General features: G+C 62.1%; 12 protein-coding genes. 2 read left to right on the top strand and 10 right to left on the bottom strand.

Features of this window, described 5'->3' with window-relative positions; translation table 11 throughout:
- On the top strand, positions 1–2,319 hold a 2,319-nt coding region (locus AC1DIG_RS28395), incomplete at its 5' end, for a T6SS phospholipase effector Tle1-like catalytic domain-containing protein (RefSeq protein WP_477769984.1).
- A 10-nt stretch (positions 2,320–2,329) separates the two neighbouring features.
- Entirely contained in the window at positions 2,330–3,001 is a 672-nt protein-coding gene (locus AC1DIG_RS28390; protein ID WP_429539544.1) for a DUF2931 family protein, read from the top strand.
- A gap of 155 nt (positions 3,002–3,156) precedes the next feature.
- Here the strand turns inward: AC1DIG_RS28390 and tagQ are convergent, their stop codons facing one another.
- From tagQ to tssK, 10 genes are all read right to left on the bottom strand, one after another.
- A complete protein-coding gene (tagQ, locus tag AC1DIG_RS28385; protein ID WP_477769983.1) occupies positions 3,157–4,086 on the bottom strand; it encodes a type VI secretion system-associated lipoprotein TagQ in 930 nt (309 codons plus the stop codon).
- An 86-nt stretch (positions 4,087–4,172) separates the two neighbouring features.
- Complete coding sequence (locus tag AC1DIG_RS28380; RefSeq protein WP_477769982.1) at positions 4,173–5,900, bottom strand: formylglycine-generating enzyme family protein; 1,728 nt, start codon at positions 5,898–5,900, stop codon at positions 4,173–4,175.
- Positions 5,893–7,089, bottom strand: coding sequence for an ABC transporter permease (locus AC1DIG_RS28375; protein ID WP_477769981.1), 1,197 nt, complete (start codon positions 7,087–7,089; stop codon positions 5,893–5,895). Before AC1DIG_RS28375 ends, AC1DIG_RS28380 begins: the two co-directional genes overlap by 8 nt.
- A complete protein-coding gene (locus AC1DIG_RS28370) occupies positions 7,089–7,805 on the bottom strand; it encodes an ABC transporter ATP-binding protein (protein WP_477769980.1) in 717 nt (238 codons plus the stop codon). The genes AC1DIG_RS28375 and AC1DIG_RS28370 overlap by 1 nt, the downstream gene beginning before the upstream one ends.
- Complete coding sequence (locus AC1DIG_RS28365) at positions 7,805–10,837, bottom strand: serine/threonine-protein kinase (RefSeq protein ID WP_477769979.1); 3,033 nt, start codon at positions 10,835–10,837, stop codon at positions 7,805–7,807. Before AC1DIG_RS28365 ends, AC1DIG_RS28370 begins: the two co-directional genes overlap by 1 nt.
- Positions 10,834–11,565 carry a PP2C family protein-serine/threonine phosphatase gene (locus AC1DIG_RS28360; RefSeq protein WP_477769978.1) on the bottom strand — a complete coding sequence of 244 codons (732 nt, stop codon included), beginning with the start codon at positions 11,563–11,565 and terminating at the stop codon, positions 10,834–10,836. Before AC1DIG_RS28360 ends, AC1DIG_RS28365 begins: the two co-directional genes overlap by 4 nt.
- A complete protein-coding gene (gene tagF / locus AC1DIG_RS28355) occupies positions 11,566–12,216 on the bottom strand; it encodes a type VI secretion system-associated protein TagF (protein WP_477769977.1) in 651 nt (216 codons plus the stop codon).
- Positions 12,213–15,713 carry a type VI secretion system membrane subunit TssM gene (gene tssM / locus AC1DIG_RS28350; RefSeq protein WP_477769976.1) on the bottom strand — a complete coding sequence of 1,167 codons (3,501 nt, stop codon included), beginning with the start codon at positions 15,711–15,713 and terminating at the stop codon, positions 12,213–12,215. The genes tagF and tssM overlap by 4 nt, the downstream gene beginning before the upstream one ends.
- Positions 15,710–17,008, bottom strand: a complete 1,299-nt coding sequence (locus AC1DIG_RS28345) for a DotU family type VI secretion system protein (protein WP_477769975.1) — start codon at positions 17,006–17,008, stop codon at positions 15,710–15,712. The genes tssM and AC1DIG_RS28345 overlap by 4 nt, the downstream gene beginning before the upstream one ends.
- Positions 17,009–17,014: 6 nt before the next feature.
- Positions 17,015–18,349: a type VI secretion system baseplate subunit TssK gene (gene tssK / locus AC1DIG_RS28340; RefSeq protein ID WP_477769974.1), complete on the bottom strand. Its 1,335-nt coding sequence runs from the start codon at positions 18,347–18,349 to the stop codon at positions 17,015–17,017.
- Positions 18,350–18,353 lie beyond the last annotated feature (4 nt).

Genomic DNA, 18,353 nt, shown 5'->3' with positions numbered 1-18,353 from the left:
GTCTGCCAGACCRCCCGCGTCACCGGCCCGGCCGGCGAAGAGATCTACTGCGATGAATATGGTCGCGTCAAAGTCGAGTTTCACTGGGACCGGGCCGAACGCGACAGCGAAAAAAGCAGTTGCTGGCTGCGGGTTTCCTCCAGCTGGGCTGGGGAGCATTTTGGCGCGGTGACCATTCCGCGTATCGGCATGGAAGTCCTCGTCACCTACCTCGAAGGCAATCCCGATCATCCGCTGATCACCGGTTGCCTGAGCAACAAAGTCACACCTGCACCCTATCCCTTGCCCGAGAACAAAACCAAAACCGTACTGCGCAGCCACAGCTCGCCCAGCACGGGTGGTTACAACGAACTGTCGATCGAAGACCGCGCCGGGCAGGAGCTGATCTACCTGCGGGCCCAGCGGGATCTGGAGCAGAAGGTCGAAAACGACAGCCGGCTGGAAGTGGGTAACGAGCGCCAGGAAACCATCAAGGGCGACAGCATTACGGTGCTGGGGGCTGAAGAGCATCGCACGGTCGCGGCGGATCGCAAGGTCCAGCTCAAGGCTAACGACTACTTACAGGTAGCCAGCAGCAGCCATACACGGATCGGCAAAACCCTGGTGATCGAAGCCGGTGAGCAGGTGCACATCAAGGCCGGTACGCACCTTGTGATAGAGGCGGGTGAGAGCCTTTCGGTGAAGGTCGGCGGTCAGCACATCGTGATCGACGCTGACGGTATTTTCAGCAGTACCGCGATTGAGGTCGGTGGTTCTCCCGTGCCGGCTATGGCCGCACATGCATTGCTGCCGGGGGCAACGGCGGGCTTGTTGGCATCCGTCGCGCCCGCGCCACTTGAGGACGAAGCGTCAGGTGAACTGGAGGAAGAGGAAGAAGAAGTCGAGCTGGAGGGGATTACCTTGCGGATCGGCGTGTTCTTCGATGGCACCGGCAATAACCGGTCCAACAGTGAAATGGTCGCTGGGTGCTATGCGCGGGATGTGGGTTTGGAGGAGCAGGCGGAGGACATTCGGCAGTTTTGTCAGGCCCATGGGTATGACGGCAAGGGGGGAGCGCCGGATAACAGTTATGGGAATGACAGCAGTAATGTGGCGAAGCTGTATGACCTGTACATCAATGACAGTGAACGGTTATTGGCTGATGACGAAACCATCGGGTACATCCCCGTTTATCTGGATGGCATCGGTACTAGCAGTGGTGAAAAGGATTCAATTTTTTCACAAATGACCGGCGCAGGTACCCAAGGTGTATTGGCAAGAGTTAAGCAAAGCCCGGCAAGCATCCTTCGTGAAGTCCGACAATTCGAATTGGCAAACCCCGACCGGAAAATTGAGTCTATCGAGTTTGATATCTTCGGCTTCAGTCGGGGCGCCGCTGCCGCGCGACACTTTGCCAATGAAGTATTGAAAGGAGAACAGAGCTCATTGGCCACGCTGCTGCCAGCCAACTCGCCACTGTTCGTCGAGGAGTTTGCCTGGTGCGCCAACACCGATGTGTCCATCAACTTCATCGGTATCTTCGACACCGTGGCTGCCGTCGCGAGCGTTTCCAGTGGCGGCATCAGCGTCCACGACGCCAACAATCCCGGGGTCAACCTGTACCTGGCGCCGGACCTGGCCAAAAAAATCGTGCACCTGGTGGCGCGGGACGAGCGTCGCCACAACTTTTCGCTCAACAGTGCCGGCGCTGCCGATATCGTGCTGCCGGGCGCCCACTCGGACCTTGGCGGCGGTTATCTGCCCCGCGTCCCTGAGCGGATTCTGCTCAGCAAGCCATTCCGCAGCACCGAGGATGCTCACGTGTCCCCCGTGAGATCCATTGCCCATCGCTGGACCCAAACCGAGCTGCATCGCCTTCAGGATCAGCTCAACCTTCATGATCTGCCATTGCAGGTGCAAACCTGGGTACTGGAGTTTGAACGCACCGTCAAAGGTGACAGGGAAAAGTGGCAGCATGTGCATGCGGCGGTCAGTAGCCATCGGGAAGTGCGTAATGAGCTGGCCCTGATTTACCTGCGCATCATGCGAGAGCTGGGGGCTAGGCACGATGTACCTTTCCGCTCTATTGACGAAGATGATCAAAAGTACGCGCTACCGGTGGAGCTGCAACCGATCGCTCAAAAACTGATGGCTTATGCGCTGGGCGAAACCCGTCGCGTGGGTTTGAGCCTGGACGAAGAGGCTTTGCTCGTTGGGCGCTATATCCATCTCTCTGCGAACTGGAACGCCGCCAAAGGCTTCAACAACAGCGATCTGGATATCGTGTTCATCAATCGTCCCGCCGAAAACCATGTTCGCGTGGTGCACCCGAATGCGTAGGCGCTCATCCATGTTCAAAACAAGCTTTACATTTTTATTCGCGTTGTTGTTGGGAGGATGTGCCTATAGCGAGCACAGATCATTACCCTATGACGATTGGAGTCTCAGATTTTTTTCGCCCGACTACATGGAGGTCTGGATCGAAACGGCGGATGTCGTTGATATCAATGAGCGTGTGTTTCGAGGTGCAGGTAGCGGAATCCCCTCGACTGGCTATCCCCGGGGGCGAAGTAAAGGCATACCGGCTCACTTCAAGGGCGATGCAAAGGGGTGGTTTAAACATCCAGTAGGAAAAGGTCGATATGTAAGGGGAGCTGATCTACCACGTTTGGTCTACGTGCGCTGGCAGTCCATGGCCGAACCGCAGACGTATGAAGCGTACATCGAGATCCCCGAATCGGCGCGAAACGCCATGCTCCAGGGTGAAAAAACTTTCTGCCGCGCAGACGGTAAATGGATAACGGATTACCGAGACATGCTGATAGTAGGCTTGGCGCCTGGAGGAATCGCCAAGGTATGGCTGGGCGGTCAATGTTTATTGTCGACCGAAGTCACCCGCGTACAAGGCACTATTAACCCCGAAGGCCCCTACGGGGGCACGTCCAACGGAAAACATCGGCCCCTGTCTGAAGAGTCCAAAGCCTACATCGAGAAATTCGGCATCCCCTATGGAAGCTGGTAGGGATGCAAATTGGCGTTGAGCAGAATGGCGGATAACCTGCAGTTACTGGTGAAGCGAGCGCTGGATCACTTGCCAGCGCAGGAGATGGCGACGCATAGCGCCAAGATCATCCCCACGCAACACGTGGGGATGCTCAACGCCCTACAAAAACTCAATCAAACGTTCGGGCAAGGTACCGGTGCCCAGTCGCCCAGGTCCGGGTTTTTGCACATGCTGTTGACCTGAGTGGTGCCTGCGCTGGCGACTTGCTTGCTTTCGGCCTGTTTGGCTTGTGCGGTCTGCAGGGTTTTCTCGGTGGTGACCGCTTCTTGCGGCACGGTTGGCAGTACCGGTTTTTTCACTGGTTTCACCACTTTTTTGCTCTTGGTCGGGGTCACGGCCGGCGTGGTTTCGGCGGTCGCCACGGTGACGACGTCGGTGCGCTGCACGCCAACCTGCTGCAGGTCTTTTTCGTAGGCCTGGGTGTAGTTGTTCAGGTCTTCGCTGGCTTTACCGTTCACCGCGACGATCAGGTCGTTGGACTCTTTGAGGCCAGAAACAATTTCTGCCAGACGCTTGCGGCCCTCGATGTCGTTAACGGTTTTGGCTTTGCGGTCAGCGACCAGTTTGGTGAACGCGCTCTGGTAGCACTGCTGGGACGCCTTGGCGTACGCGGTGCTGCGGTCGATGTCGGCGGCGCGTTTATTGACGTCGGAGGCGTAGGACGCGATGCGCTGGTTGTCATCGGCGATCTGCTTCTGGCGCTCGTTGTAGTAACCGACCGCGCCGCCCGCCAGGGCACCGCCCGCTGCACCGATGGCGGCATTGCGGCCACGGTTCTGGGAATCGGTCAGGGCGCCCAACAGTGCACCGCCGACAGCGCCGACAGCCGCGCCGGTAACCACCGACTTGGTCATGTTCGAATCGGTGGCGCGCAGATGCTGCACCGGCTCGTAGCAGTTCGGGTAGTACTCGACCTTGGTGCTCGAGGCAACCTTGGAAGTCGGTGACGTGGCGCATCCAGTCAGTACAGTGCTGAAGCCGACGGCAATCAGCAGCAAATGACGCTTGGAAACTGAGGCAAAAGGTTTACGAGAGGAAAGCATAATAATGTTCTCTTTTAAGGTTTGACCTGCTCAGCACAGCCCACCGCCGTCTGAGTCCCTTCCAAAGCTCGCTGTACAACAAACGATCAAGACCGCTGAGCGTTCGATGCGAGCAACTCCTTCAATATCGCCGCCGGGTCGGCTCGTCGTTGCTGACGATAATCACCGACATGGCGAACGAATAACGTCGCGCGCGCCACCAGGCTTTTGCCCAGTACCGGCTTGCGCTCCAACTCTTCCTTGATGCGTTGAAACTGCGCCTGGATCACGGCATCGGTGTAGCGCGTGCCAGTCGCCAGGTTGTCGATGTAGATCGCCACCGCGCCGTCCAGCGCGCTGCGGCCGTTGTCGATAGCCACGGCGAACAGCTTGGCGCTGGCCTCGTCCTTGGCGTCCATGGCCTGCTGACGACTCTTCTGCAAATTGGTCAGGCGAATGTTGTAGTTGTTGACGGTCTCGGCCACCAAGGCCGCCGACTGAATCAGGTTGCCGGCCGCCTCCTCGCGCTGTTGGGCGATGAGCGAGACGTTGCGCTTGAGCTCTTCGTTGACCAACCCCAACTCGGCTTGCAGACGTGGATCAACGCTGGCGGCAATGATGCTGTCCAGGCGTTTGGTCGGGTCCTGGGCGTCGTCGATGGCATCGGTCAGCGAAGCCAGCCGGCCTTCTTTCTGCCATTGGGCAAACAGTTCCTTGTAGCGCGAACGGGGCGCCGACAACGCGCCAACCGCGACCCGGAAGCCGGTGGTTTCGTTGTTTTGCTCGGTGCCGTCGGCGGCGAACAGCGGGTACTCACGACGCATCCCGGTGAACAAGGTGCCCTCGCCTTCCAGGTAATTGCCGCCCTTGACCACGAAGCCGCCGTAGGTGCCCTGGCGGCGTCCGGCGTGTACCAGCTGGAAGGACTCCTGAACCATCTCGGCGGCGTTGCCGATCACGTCGAACAGGCCGATGGGGTTTGGCAGTTTGGTACCGATCGGCATCAACCGCGCGGCCTGACCGGTGCCGCCGGCGACCTGATTGAAGACCGCCCAGTCCGCCAGTGGCCCATCGCTTTCGCTGCCGTCCAGGCGCCGGGGAAACAGACGCCCTTCCAGGTCCTGCCGGCTGACAGCTTGCCCGCCACGGGCAGCGAATTCCCATTCGACCTCGGTTGGCAAGCGCACAAAACCCAGCCCGCCCTCTTCTGCCGAGGTGCCGCGACCGCTCACCGGCAGTAGGTCCTTGTGGTATTTCATCAGCCAGGCGCTGTACACCGCCGAGAAGCGTTCGGCCTCGAATCGCGACAGTTTCACCTTGGGCAAACGCCCGGCCATGCCTTGGGGAAGCTCGGCTTGCAGGGCTTCGCAGGCCGGCGCCGGCTCGCCGCTAGCCAACGATTGTGCCTGGGCCATGACCTGCGCGTATTGGCGGGCGGTGACTTCGTATTTGCCGATGAAATAGAACATCGGTTTGAGCGGAGTGTTGGCGTCGGTCTTGGGCATCAATGGGGTGATGCTCTTGCTCCAGTCCTTGGGCAGATCTTTAAGGGTGAACTGGCCATTGATGAAGTCCCGGCGATAACCGGAAATGAACGACTGCTGATAACCGGCCTCGCCTTCGCTGAACGGGTAGCCGAGGCTGATCTCGCGATCGTCCAGACTGCCCTGGGCCAGGATGTAGACGTAACGGAACACCATCTGCCCTTCGCACGGCAGCGGCAGGCTGACGTCATCGGGCAACGGCTTGGGGTTGTCCAGTTTGTCGGTGCCGTCATCAGCCCAGACCATGCCGGCCAGGCTCAGCGCCATGGCGGCGCCCAGTAACTTATACATCTCGGATTCCTTCACACGCCTGGATACGCACCACTCGCCAGCCACCACAGACCGCCGCCACGGCGCTGACGCCAAACACTGCCGCCAGGGCCAACGCGTAGTGACGCGCCAGCAGATGGCTGGCGTACTCACCCGGCATCTGCACAAATAGATGGTTCAGGCCCGATTGCGCCAGGCCATACAGCCCGGCGCTCAACAGGGCGGCAAAGCCGGCGCTGTACAGTGCCTGTATCACCACAAACAACAGCAACGCCGCCGTGGAAAATCCCAGCAGACGCAACACCGACAACTCTCGACGCTTACGCTCGACCGCCGCCAGCGCCCCGGCAAAAATCGCCGCGAACGCTCCCGCCAGGGCCAATCCGGCGATGATCCAGAACACGATCGACAGGTTGCGGCTCAGCGATTGCACCTGGGCGATGGCCTGGGCCTGGGTCGAAACCAGCAGGTTCTGCGCAGCGAAGTACTGGCGCAGCAGCTCGACATCATTGAGGCTGCGGGCGTACAGGCGAAACGCCGGATACACCCGCTGCTCCGGCACACCCACCGCAACACCTGGCCAACCAAACACAGGCACGGCGCGACCGTCCCGGTAATCTTCAGCCGCTTCCAGTAACGTCAATGGCGCGAACAACCCGTCCCGGGCGAAGGCTTCCAGCGGCAGCACGTGCAGCACCTGGACACGAGTGCGCTGCGCCTCGCCATGCCCGGCCACCTGCCGACCGAAACTGGCCTGCAGCCAATCACCAGCCTTGACCCCGAGTTTTTCGGCGGCGGTCTGGCTCAGCAGCACCTGATCCAGCCCTTGAGGCATCGGCAGACGGCCGAGCAAGGGATCGTTGTCGGCGGTGGGGATCATTTCGACGGTCACCGTCGAAACGTCAGCGGTCAGATCCGCCGTCGCGGCAATCTGCCGGGTACGTGGCAAGGCGAACGCCACATCACTGCGCCGGCTCAACTGTTCGATAAACGCGGCACTGAATCGGCCGCCACCCAAGGGAATGATTTCCCGGGTGGCCGGGTCGTTTTCCAGGCGTTCGGTCAAACTGCTGACCAGGCCGAATTTCAAGCCGAACAGCACCAGCAGCGGCGCGACCACCGCCACCAGCGCCAGTACCGAACAGGCCGACAGCCACGCATTGTTGCGGTAATCCTGCCAAGCCAGCGAAGCCATCAGCGCGCCACGCATCAGCAAGCCTCCCCGAGGATGGCGGTGACACCGCCATCGACGTCGCGATGACAACTGATGCGTCGCACCTGCAAACCGCTGGCGCGGGCAAGTGCCTCGTCGTGGGTGGCAACGACGCAGCACACGCTGTGTTCACGAGCCTGGGTCACCAGTAACTGCATCACCCGTTCCGCGTTGAGCGGATCGAGGGCAGCGGTCGGTTCGTCGGCCAACAACAGGCGCGGCCCATGGGCCAGGGCGCGGGCGCAACTCACCCGCTGCCGTTGGCCGACGGACAAGTCGCACGGTCTTTTGCCCAGTTGATCAGTGATATCCAACGCCCCGGCCAGACGATCCACGCTGCCGTCGTCTTTCAAACCGAGCAGTTGGCGCGACAGGTCGATGTTGCCGCGCACGTCCAGAAAATCCAGCAGGCCACCGGTTTGCAGCACGTAGCCCAAGTGCCGGCTGCGCAGATCCGCCAAGGCACTTTGCGCATCTGCGCACCACAGCCCGGCAATGTCCGTCGTGGTTTGGCCGGACGCAAAATCAAACTGCCCGGCCTGGTCCGGAGCCAGCACCAGCGCCAGCAAATCGAGCAACGTGCTTTTGCCGCAGCCACTGGGACCGACCACCGCCAGTTGTTCACCGGCACGCAGTTGCAGCCGTGGAATCACCAGGCTGTAGCGCTGGCTGCCGGCGCCCCGGCTTTTGTGCACCGCGCTCATGTTCAGCATCACGGCAGCGTCGACAACGGAACGCGGTACAAGGCATCACCCGGTTCGGCATCGCCGAAACGCACCCAGTTGGCCAAGTCGTTATGGAAGGTTTCGTAGAGGCGGATTTTCGAGTCCAGTTCGTCGATAAAGTCCTCCTGCTCGGCCACGCTCAGCGAAAGCCACAAATCCTGGGTCATGTTTAGCGACTTGCTACGGTAGGGCAGCCCTTCCAGGTACTCCCCCAGAACCCCGCCGTCGGCCAGATTGCCGCCCTTGCGCAAGGCCGAGGGATCGCGGCTCATGTAGGCACTGGCGCTGGCGATTTCCTGGAAGAAATTCTTCGGCGAGGTCTGGGTCTTGCGGGCGGCGTCGACGATCAGTTTCAGCGATTGCTGCAAGTCGTTGAGCTGCAGCTTGGTCAGCATCACGCATACCTGGAACGCCGGCAGGGCCGGGTTGGTCAGGTCACGGTCGGCGGTCCAGGCGCTGACCAGTTGTGGCGCCTGGCTGGCGGCTTTACGCCCCAGGAAGTCCATGTGCATCGCGTAGCCGACGGCTGCTGATTTGTCGGTCAGGCTCGGCGTGGCGCTCAGCAGCGGCACGGTTTGCGGCGTGTTGCTGCGCACCTGATGCACCAGGTCGGCAAACACCGAACCGATCTCGTCCACCCGCTCACCCAACTTGCGCACATCGGCGCCCGGTACCGGAATGTACAGGTCGCCGATCTGCGGGTTGGCGTCGGCGGTCAGGGTGCGATATTGGCTTTGCGCACCGGCGTGGGTTTTCTTGCCAGCGTCGCTGAGCAAGTGCAAGGCGTAGATTTTGATCTGCTTGCCTAGCGCGGCCTGACGTACTTCGGCCTCGTTCATTTGTGTGGAGGCATACGGGTCGTTCTTGCGCAGGGCGCCAGCATCGGTGATCAACAGAATCAAGCGCCCACCATATCCGGACCAATCCATGCCCTCGACCGCTTCCATCACACCGGCAAACGCATCTTCGTTGAACGAATGGCTCGAGACCGTGGTCGCCTTGACCTGCCGCGCCAAGTCCATGAAGCGTTGTGGGTCGCGACCCTGCTCCAGGGTGATCAAGGTTTTAGCGACGTATTCCAGACCCGGTGTTTTCTTGATGCTGTTGCGAAACCCCACCAGGCCGAAGCTGACGCTGTCCTGCTCGCCGCGCTCGGCGATGTGGGTTTGCAGTTGGTGTACCACGTCGCGGACCTGATCGATGTAGGGCTGCATGGACACGGTGGTGTCGACGACCAACACTACGGCGGTGCGAAACGCGTCGGCATTGGCGGCACTGACCGGGGTGTTGCCGGCAGTGGTCTTCGGTGCATTGCCGGGGTCGATGGACGCCACATTCAGCAACTGCACGGGCTGGCCGTTTTCATCGAAGCTCTCGCGCGAATCGAAGATCGGCAACAGGTAGAACTGGTTCTGCGGTACCGCGCTCGCGGCCGGTTCCAGGGCCAACACGTGTTGATTGTCTTCGTGGTTCTGCTGGGCCTTGAGCAGCAGGTTTTTTGCCGCTGACGGGTCGGCCAGCAGCTTCTCCACGTCGCCGGCCTGACGCAGAAACATCACCGGCGCCCGGCCGGAGCGTTCGGTGAACTTGAGCACCAGGCTTTGCTTCCAGTCGCTGACCTGCTCGGCCGACAACCAACCGTCACTGCGCCCGTCAGTAGCGGCGCCGACACGCAGCCACGGGCTACCGGCCACCTCTTTGCGCTGATAGACGTACAGCACGGAAAACGCCGGCAAGGCCTTGTCGGGTGTAGCTCCCGGCTCGCTGGCAAGCTTCGCTCCCGGCTTGCTGAGCACCCGCTGGAACAAGGTTTTTTTGCCGGCCATCAGCAGCGGACGCTGACCATTATCGACTTCTGTCGCCACAGGGGGGGTCATCGGTGGCGCCACGGCTGGCGGCGGTGCTTTGACTGGAGGCGGTGAAACCACTGGCGCCTTGGCGTCCGCCTCGACGTCACTGGACAGCCACCAATAACCCGCGCCACCCAAGGCCAGCACCACGGCTACCGCAACAGCGGCAAGCGCGAACACCGGCCCCTTGCGCTGCGCCGAGGCCGGGGATTGCGGCGTCGACTTCACCGTCGGTGCAACAGGCCTGGCTTGAGATTGTGGCTGCGCGGGGCTGGTCGGAATGTCGATGGACACCGGCGTCAGCCCCGCCAGGTCATTGCTCACCGGAAGGGGCAACGGCCGGATTGTGGTTGCTTCAACCGATTCCCTGGGCAGATTATCCAGCGCCTGCAACAACGCCTTTGCATCCGGGAAACGCTCGGCCGGATCCTTGGCCAACAGCTTGCGCAGCACCTCTTGATAACGACCGTGGTGCACCGGCAGCTCCGGCAGCGGTTCGGTCAAATGCGCCAGGGCCGTAGAGAGCGCGTCGTTGCCGGTATACGGCAGTTTGCCAACGAGGATTTCATAGAGCACCACGCCCAGGGCATAAAGATCGGCCCGGCCGTCAATGTCCTGGCCGCGCGCCTGTTCCGGGCTCATGTAGCTGGGCGTGCCGACGGCGAAACCCGCTTGGGTGAACTGAGTACGGTCGTCCAGCGACTTGGCGATGCCGAAGTCCGAGAGCACCGCCGTGCCATCGGCGCGGAACAGAATGTTCGCCGGTTTGACGTCGCGATGAACCAGTCCCAGCCCATGGGCATAGCCCAGCGCCGAGGCGATCTGGCGGACGTAGATCAGGCCCTGCTCCGGCGTCAGGCCGGCGGCGATGCGCTCCTTGAGCGTGCCGTTGGGCAGGTATTCCATGGCCATGTAATACAGCTCACCGACATTGCCGATGTCATGGATGGTGACCGTATGCGGGTGAGACAGGCGCGCCAGGGTTTTGCCTTCGCGCAGGAAGCGCTCGCAGAAACTCGGGTCGGCTGCCAGCGCGGCGGCCATGACCTTCAACGCCACCTTGCGCTCCAGCGAGCGCTGGGTCGCCAGGTAAACACTGGCCATGGCGCCTTCGCCGATTTCACCTTCGATGTCGTAGCCCGGGATCAACATGTTCGCAGTGAGGTTCATGAAGGCACCTTCACGACGATGACGGTGATGTTGTCCGGACCGCCCCGCATCAGACCCAGGGACACCAGGCTGCTGGCAATTTCCCCAGGTTCGTCGTGGCCCAGTACCTCGCGGATCTCATGATCTTCAACGGTCTTGTTCAGCCCGTCGCTGCACAACAGGTAACTGTCGCCGGGCTTCAACAGTAACTCGACCATCGCCAGCTCCAGCTGTGCCTGTACCCCGATGGCGCGGGTGACAATATTGGACCGCGGGTGTACCCGGGCTTCGGCTTCACTGAGCAAGCCGCTGTCTTGCAGATCCTGGACGTAACTGTGGTCTCGCGAGATGCGTTTGAGCCGGCCGTCACGCAGGCGATACAAGCGGCTGTCGCCCGCCCACAGGCACACCCCGCGCAAATCACGCGCCGCCAGCACCACCACCGTGCTGCCCATCATGGTCACGCCGCGGTTGGCAGTTTCTTCACGCACGGCGGCGTTGACCCGCAGCAGATCGGTTTTCAGCGCCGAGACGTATTCATCCAGCGAGCGACCCACGGCAATGCTACGCAGACTGTCGACAATCAGACTGCTGACGTAGTCGCCCGCCGCGTGCCCGCCCATGCCATCGGCGGCCACCCACAGGCCTTTTTGCGGCAGGTCCAGGCAAGCGTCTTCGTTAACCTGGCGGACCATGCCGACATGGCTTTTGCTTGCAGACTTGAGGATCCTTCCAACGCTTGAACACATCTACACAACACCTTCTTGGCCGAGCAAAAATTGCGCAAAATCAGCGGCGGCCGGCAGGCCCTGGCACCGCAATAAACCGGGAGCGATGCGCTCCGAGCCCTGGCCCCACCACACACTGGCCCCTTCGCAGGCCTGTTCGGCGAGGGCGATCATTCGCGCCTGCGGATCGGTGACATCAAAGCGGTGCAGACCGGCAAAACGGCTGCTCCGGGTGCGCCGCAGGTACGTCGGGCTACACAGCGTCTCCAGCCCTGCACCGAAGGCTTCGAAGCTCGCCTCCACGCTCAAGGTGCTCAACATCAATTGCTCGACCTGTTCAAACCAGGCATCCGAACCGCCGACCACCGATGCCGGATCGGCGTCGTGTTCCAGCAGCACCGCGACGGTCAGCGGAAAATACCGGCCCACCCGATCGACGCTCGGCATCACCACCCCCACGGCGGCCTGCGGCCCACACACACCGGGCGCGACCATAAAGCGCCACAGCGGACTGACCAGATAGGCATTCAGCCAACGGTCGCCGAGGCTCTGGCTGGCGAGCAAACCCGCCGCCAGCCATGAATCCCAGGGGCCGATAAAACTCTGCAGCAAGCCACGGCTGACAAAGTCCCCGCGACTGGCCAACTTTCCATAGAAACCCGGCGTGCTCATAAACGCTCCGGCAGGCTGAAACCGCTGAGCACACGGCTCTTGAACGGGTTGAAGGCGCTGTTGGCCCGCAGCTCGTAAGAGGCGCTGGCGCCGTCGACCCGCAGCCGCAGGTTGAAGCGATCCGGCGAGTTGCCGGCGGTCAGGTCCGATTGCTCGAGCAGGCGGAACCAGGCCCAGGGGCCGTCCAGGGTGATGCCGGACCGACCACCGGCCGAGGGCGGCATGATCGAGATCCGCACCACGCCGATGCTGCCGGGGTTGGGCCATTGCATCGCGGTCGGACGGCTCGGTCCGTGGTCGTAGCTCAATTGCTGGCCGTCGAGGTCGAGCAAAAACTGAGTGATGGAGGCGTCCATGGCCACGGGCTTGAGTTCGAAGCGCACCACCGGCTGGGTACCGCCGGAACGGAAAAACGCATCCCGGATGGTCGCTGCCCGCTGGAAGGTTTGCAGCACGCCCGGGGCGATGCCGAGCTTCTGCGCGGCACCCGGTTGCCAGCGCCAGGCCTGGGTCGAGGTATCCACATACGGCTGCAGGTACTTGCGGAAGTAGTTGTCCATCACCCCGCCTACGCCGAAGAACTGCCCAAAGTCGTCGAGAGTCGCGTCTCGCGCACTGCCTGGCGACATCGGATAACGCCCAGCCAGGGACTGGCGATAGATGTTCAGCACTTCGCTGGTCCAGGCCGCGTTCAGTTGATTGCGTACCCCGCCCATCATGCTGTTGGTGGTGGAGTTGACCACCGACTTGACCAGGCCCTGCACCAACGCCGGTTGACGCTCGGCGTTGAGGCTGACCCGCGTCGCCGCCGCCGCAGCCTGGTTCTTGGCTTCGCCGAGCAAGGCGTCGCCACTGGCACCGACCATGGCGCTGACCTGCACATACAGGGCATTCATGTCGGCCAGCAGGCCGTCGATGGCTGCCGGCTCGCCTTCGCTCTTGCTGACGATGCGGTTGAGTTCGGCAAAATGCGCGGAGACTGGATCGTCACTGGCCTCAGGTGTGTTTTGCGTCGCCTGCTCATGGCCGAGCAAGGTGCCCAGGCGCTCCTTGAGCTTGTCGACCCCGCCTTCCACCGGCGCACCCTTGGCGGCCAGCAGGCGTTCTTCCTGTTGCAGGTCGGTTTCCTTCGCCACCGCCATCAGCAGTTTTTTCAACGGCGAAGTCGGCCCGGAAATCACCCGCAGTACATCGGCGGCCTGGGCCACGCTGGTGATCGGCACGAAGTCGATATCAGCCAGCAAGGCGTCCCACTGGCGCTGGTAATCCTGGAAATACAGGCGCCGCACGTCGGCGGCCAGGCTGGCGACGTTCTGTTGCTCTGCCTGGTCGTGACCAAGCACCCACTGCTCCTCAGCCAGGGTGCCGGTCTGATTCAGGCTGGTGAGCAAAAACCCTTGGCGGTAACCCTTGGCGGTGAAGAAGCCGCTCAAGGGTTCGCCCAACGGCTTGCCGCTCTTGCGGCTGAACACCAGCGCCGCATCGTGCCCGGCCGCTTCGCTGATACGAAAGTCCGGGATGCCGTCCGGCAGTTTCTGCCGCTTGACCCGGTCGTAGACACGCTGGGCCACCGGCAGTTGTTGCAACTGCCGGCGCAAATCGTCGATCAGGCGTGGGTCGAGACGTGCGGTGGGTGGATGGCGTTCGAACAGCGCCTGCAAGTGCTCACCGAGGGCTACGCGCTGCTCGGCCGGCAAGTCGCGCGGCAGGCTGCGGTCCCAGTCCAGGGCGATCCACGCCTTGATGAAGTCAGCATCGTAATGCTCGCTGTCGGCGAGCATCAGGTAGGCCTTCAAGCCTTCGTAAAGGAAGTCCGAATTGCCGCCGCCGTGCAGTTGCTCTTCGATACGCGTGAGCAAGCGCGGCGCGAAGACCGCGATCAACAGCTTGCGATAGACACTGCCGGACTCGGCTTCAAGCATGTCGCCCTGATACAGCCCCAGGCCTTCGGCCCAGTTCGGCGCATCATCGGCCAAGTGCTTCACTGCGTTGAGCAAGGGCAACACCGCGAGCACGTCCCGCTGTGCCGGGCTGAGGTTCTGCACGGCCTGGCCCAGGGGCACGACTTTCTGATCGACTTGCGCGATATACGCCTGATTGGCGCGGTAGCTGACCCACCACAAGGTCCCGACCACCAGCACCAAGGCCACGGTCGAGGCCAGTACGCCCTGGGCGATCCACTTGCGTCGACGTTCGACTTTCGGGTTGACCCCCACCAGCCCTCGCTCGGCAAAGGCCACTGCGCTGAAGAGTCTTTCGATGAAATAACTGCGCCCGGTGCCGGTCTGGCGCGCCAGGTGCTGGCGGTCCAGGTTCATGCTCTGGGCCATGGAGCCGATCAGCCGGTCAATCGGACTGCCTTCCTGGGTGCCACTGGTGAAATACACCCCGCGCAACAACACTCGCTCTTCAAAAGCGTTGGGTTTGAACACACCCTCAAGGAAGCTTTGCAGGCAATCCTTCAACGCGCCGAACTGCTGTGGAAAACCGTAGATCAGATCGCGTCGCGCCGGGTCACGTTCCTGCTGCAAACGCTCCACCAGTCGATCGTTCAAGCGTTGCTCCAGACCGGCGAATTCGCTTTGCAGATGGGCCAGCGGGCTGTCATTGCTTTTGCCGTCATCCAGAGCGAAGGTCATGCCCCAGACCTGGGCTCGCTCTTCTTTACTCAGGGTGTCGAAATACTCCATGAACCCAGGCACCAGATCGAGTTTGGTCAGCATCAGGTAGATCGGGAAGCGCACGCCCAATTGGGTATACAGCTCCTGAATGCGCAGGCGTATCGCAGCGGCATGGGCGGCGCGTTCGGCGTCGCTGCCCAGCAACAGGTCGCTGAGGCTGATAGCGATAAATGCACCATCGATCGGGCGACGGGCCCGCTGTTTTTTCAACAGACCCAGAAAGCCCAGCCAGGCGGCCTTGTCGACTGTCGCGTCGCTGTCCTGAGTGGTGTAGCGGCCTGCGGTGTCGAGCAGCACGGCCTGGTCGGTAAACCACCAATCACAATTGCGCGTACCGCCGACGCCGCGCACCGCACCTGCGCCCAACTGCGCAGCCAACGGAAAATGCAGACCGGAGTTGACCAGCGCCGTGGTCTTGCCCGAACCCGGCGGGCCGATGATCACGTACCACGGCAATTCGTAGAGATTGCGTCGCTCGTCGCCACCCAGCTTGGCTTTCTTCAACAGCGCCAGGGCTTCGTCCATACGTTGACGCAGGGTTTCGAGCTCTTGCGCCGTAGCGATGCTGGTCGGGTCCGGCGGGGTTTGCGCCGCCAGGCTACGCATGACTTCGGCGGCCTGACGGCGGGCCTGGATGATGCGAAACAGCCGGTAGGCGATCCACACCGCGAACAGCAGAATGATCAGCGCCCAGCGCCGGCCTTCGGGCACCAGGAATTCGAGCAGCGGCCCGACAAACCAGATGATCAGGCTCAGGGCGATCAGCCCCAGCAACGGAATGACCCAGCGGACAATAAAACTGAAAAACGCCTTCACTCGACTCCCTCCGCCAATACTGTGATTTCGACCCGACGATTGCGTGCGCGACCCTCGGTCGTAGCGTTCGAGGCCAACGGCTCGGTGTCACTGCGGCCTTCGGCGCTGAAGCGCTCGGGCTGGCCGGTCTTGGCCGAAAGGATTTGCAGCACCGAAGTGGCCCGCGCCTCGGACAAAGCCCAGTTCGATGGAAACCTGAGGGTGGCAATCGGGCGATTGTCGCTGTGGCCGGTCACTCGGACCTGGCCCTTGACGTTGCGAATCGCATCGGCGATGCGCAGCATCAACGGCTGGAAATTGTCGACGATACTGGCGCTGCCCGAGGCGAACAGCTCATCGCCACGGATGGTCACCACTGAACGGTCAACGGCATCTTCCACGGCCACCCGGCCGGCCTTGATTTCATCAGCGAGAAAACCGGCCAAGCGTGGCCGCTCGACCAGTTTCGGCTGCACCACCGGACGGTCGATGGCCTGCACCGGGATCTCGCCCAGCGCGTGGATGTTTTTGAATACCGGCTCAGCATCGGCGGCCAGTTTCAAGCGCAGGCCGAACAACAGGGCCAGCAGCAACGCCACACCGATGGCCACCGCGATCCATGGCGGCATGAATTGCGCCAGCCGGTCGCGCGCCACGGTAACGCCGCGCCAATGGGGCGACAGTTCACGCTCGTATTCACCACGGGCGCTGCGAATGACCGCACTGGTGCGCTCACGCAAGGCCTCCAGTTGGCTGCGACCGTCATTCATGACCCGATAGCGCCCTTCGAAACCCAGGCACATGCACAGGTACAACAGCTCCAACAGATACAAACGTTCGCGGGGGCTTTGCAGGCAATGTTCCAATAGCTGGAACACCTTCTCGCCGCCCCAGGCCTCGTTATGCACGGTAATCAGCAGGCTCTGCTTGCCCCAGTCGCCGGTGCCGCCCCACGGCGTACTCAACACCGCTTCATCCAGGGCGGTGCACAAGGCGTAGCGCGCCAGCAACACATCGTTGCGCACCACACCGGCGGCCTCGGCGCGTTCCTCGAACTGGCGCAGGTAGGCCAGTAATTGCGCCCGCAGGCTCGCCGGTGCCGGGTGGGCGATGGTGTTGCGCAAGCGAGTCAGCAAAGCCAGCAGCGGCCCCGCGGCGCTCTCCAGAGGGTTGAGACCTTCGGCTTTGCCGGTCAACACCGGCGCGGCCGGCATCGAAAGCGGCGCGGGCTGGGCGCGACCAGGGTCCGGGCGGGCCGGCTCGGCGCCACGGCCACCGGGTGTCGGCATGAACTGGGTACGATCGTCGTTATTCATCGCGGTTTATCCTCGGATCGCCCAGAAAGCCAGGTTCAGCCCCGGGAACTGGCCCGCGATGTGGAACGCAAAACCGCCGGAGTTGGCCAGTTGTTGCCAATGCTCGCTGCCCCGGTCGAGTTCGTAATAGGTGGAACCGGCGTGATACGGAATCTGCCGTGGCGCCACGGGCATTGGCAGCAGGCCGATGCCCGGCAATTGCAGGTTGACCATGTCGCGGATGTGTTCCACCGAGCCGATTTTGCTCTGCAGGCCGAAACGGCTGCGCAGGGTCTCGGCAGGCACATCGGCGCGCACCACCAGGATAAAACTGGCACTGTCGAGCAGGGTTTTGTCAGCCAGCATGGCCACATGAATGCCGTAGGCTTTTTCGACGATCGGAATCGGCGTGGCCTTGCTGTCGATCAGCATTGACAGCGCCTCACGCAGGGCTTGCATCACCGGCGCAAAACTCAGCGCGAGGTCATCATGCTGGTACTGCGGGAATTCCTGCGGTCGCCGCCCGGAAGCGGTAAAGGTCGAGAATTCCCCGGCCAGGCTCACCAACTCGCTGTAGAACCGCTCGGGATGCAACGGGCTCAACTGGCTCAAGTGCTGAATCAGCGGCTGGGCACGGTTGACCAGTTGCAGCAGCATGAAGTCGGCAATCTCCGAGGCACCGCCGGCACCGGACGCCACCACCCGCCCGGCGAGCGCTTCACCGCGTTGATGAAGCAGGCCCAGTAGCTCGTTGCGAAACGCGGCCAAGGGCGTGGAAGCGACCACATCCAGCAGCGGCGGGATGTAAGTGTCGTCGAGCACCAAGGCGCGGTCGGCGCGTTTCTCCTTGATTCGCACCAGGCCGATCGCCGCGTAGTCGCTGATGCCGTCCCGGGCGATCAATAATCGCAGCGCCCTCGACCCCACGGCCACCGGGGCCTGGTTTTCGAACGGCGCGTTGTCGTCCCGCACCTCGCGCACCTGACTCACATAGCGCGCAGCGCCCAGGGCCTCGCCCTCGTCAACGGTGTCACGCGCGCCGGCGCGCTTGAGCGGCAAGGCCAGGTACACCAAACCATCGCGCAGGTTTTCATCGACATTCAGCGGGCTCGGCGCCAGGTCATCCTGGGGAATGTTGAATGGCGTGCCGTCTGGCAACAGCCCCCGCGCCGAGATGATCGCCAGTTTGCCCTGGGCCAGCAGGCCCTGATCGATCAGCAATTCAGAAAACCCCCAGGCCCCGGCCGACAATGGGCGACTCCGGGCGTCGATGAGGTTCTCCAGGTAACGGTCATGCTGCTGGAAGTGCTGCGTTCCAATGAACATGCCTTCCGACCAGACCACGCGATTGTTCCAGGACATGGGG

The organism is Pseudomonas sp. 05N431 (genome assembly GCF_056397005.1).
This window is presented reverse-complemented; position numbering and strand designations above follow the sequence as displayed.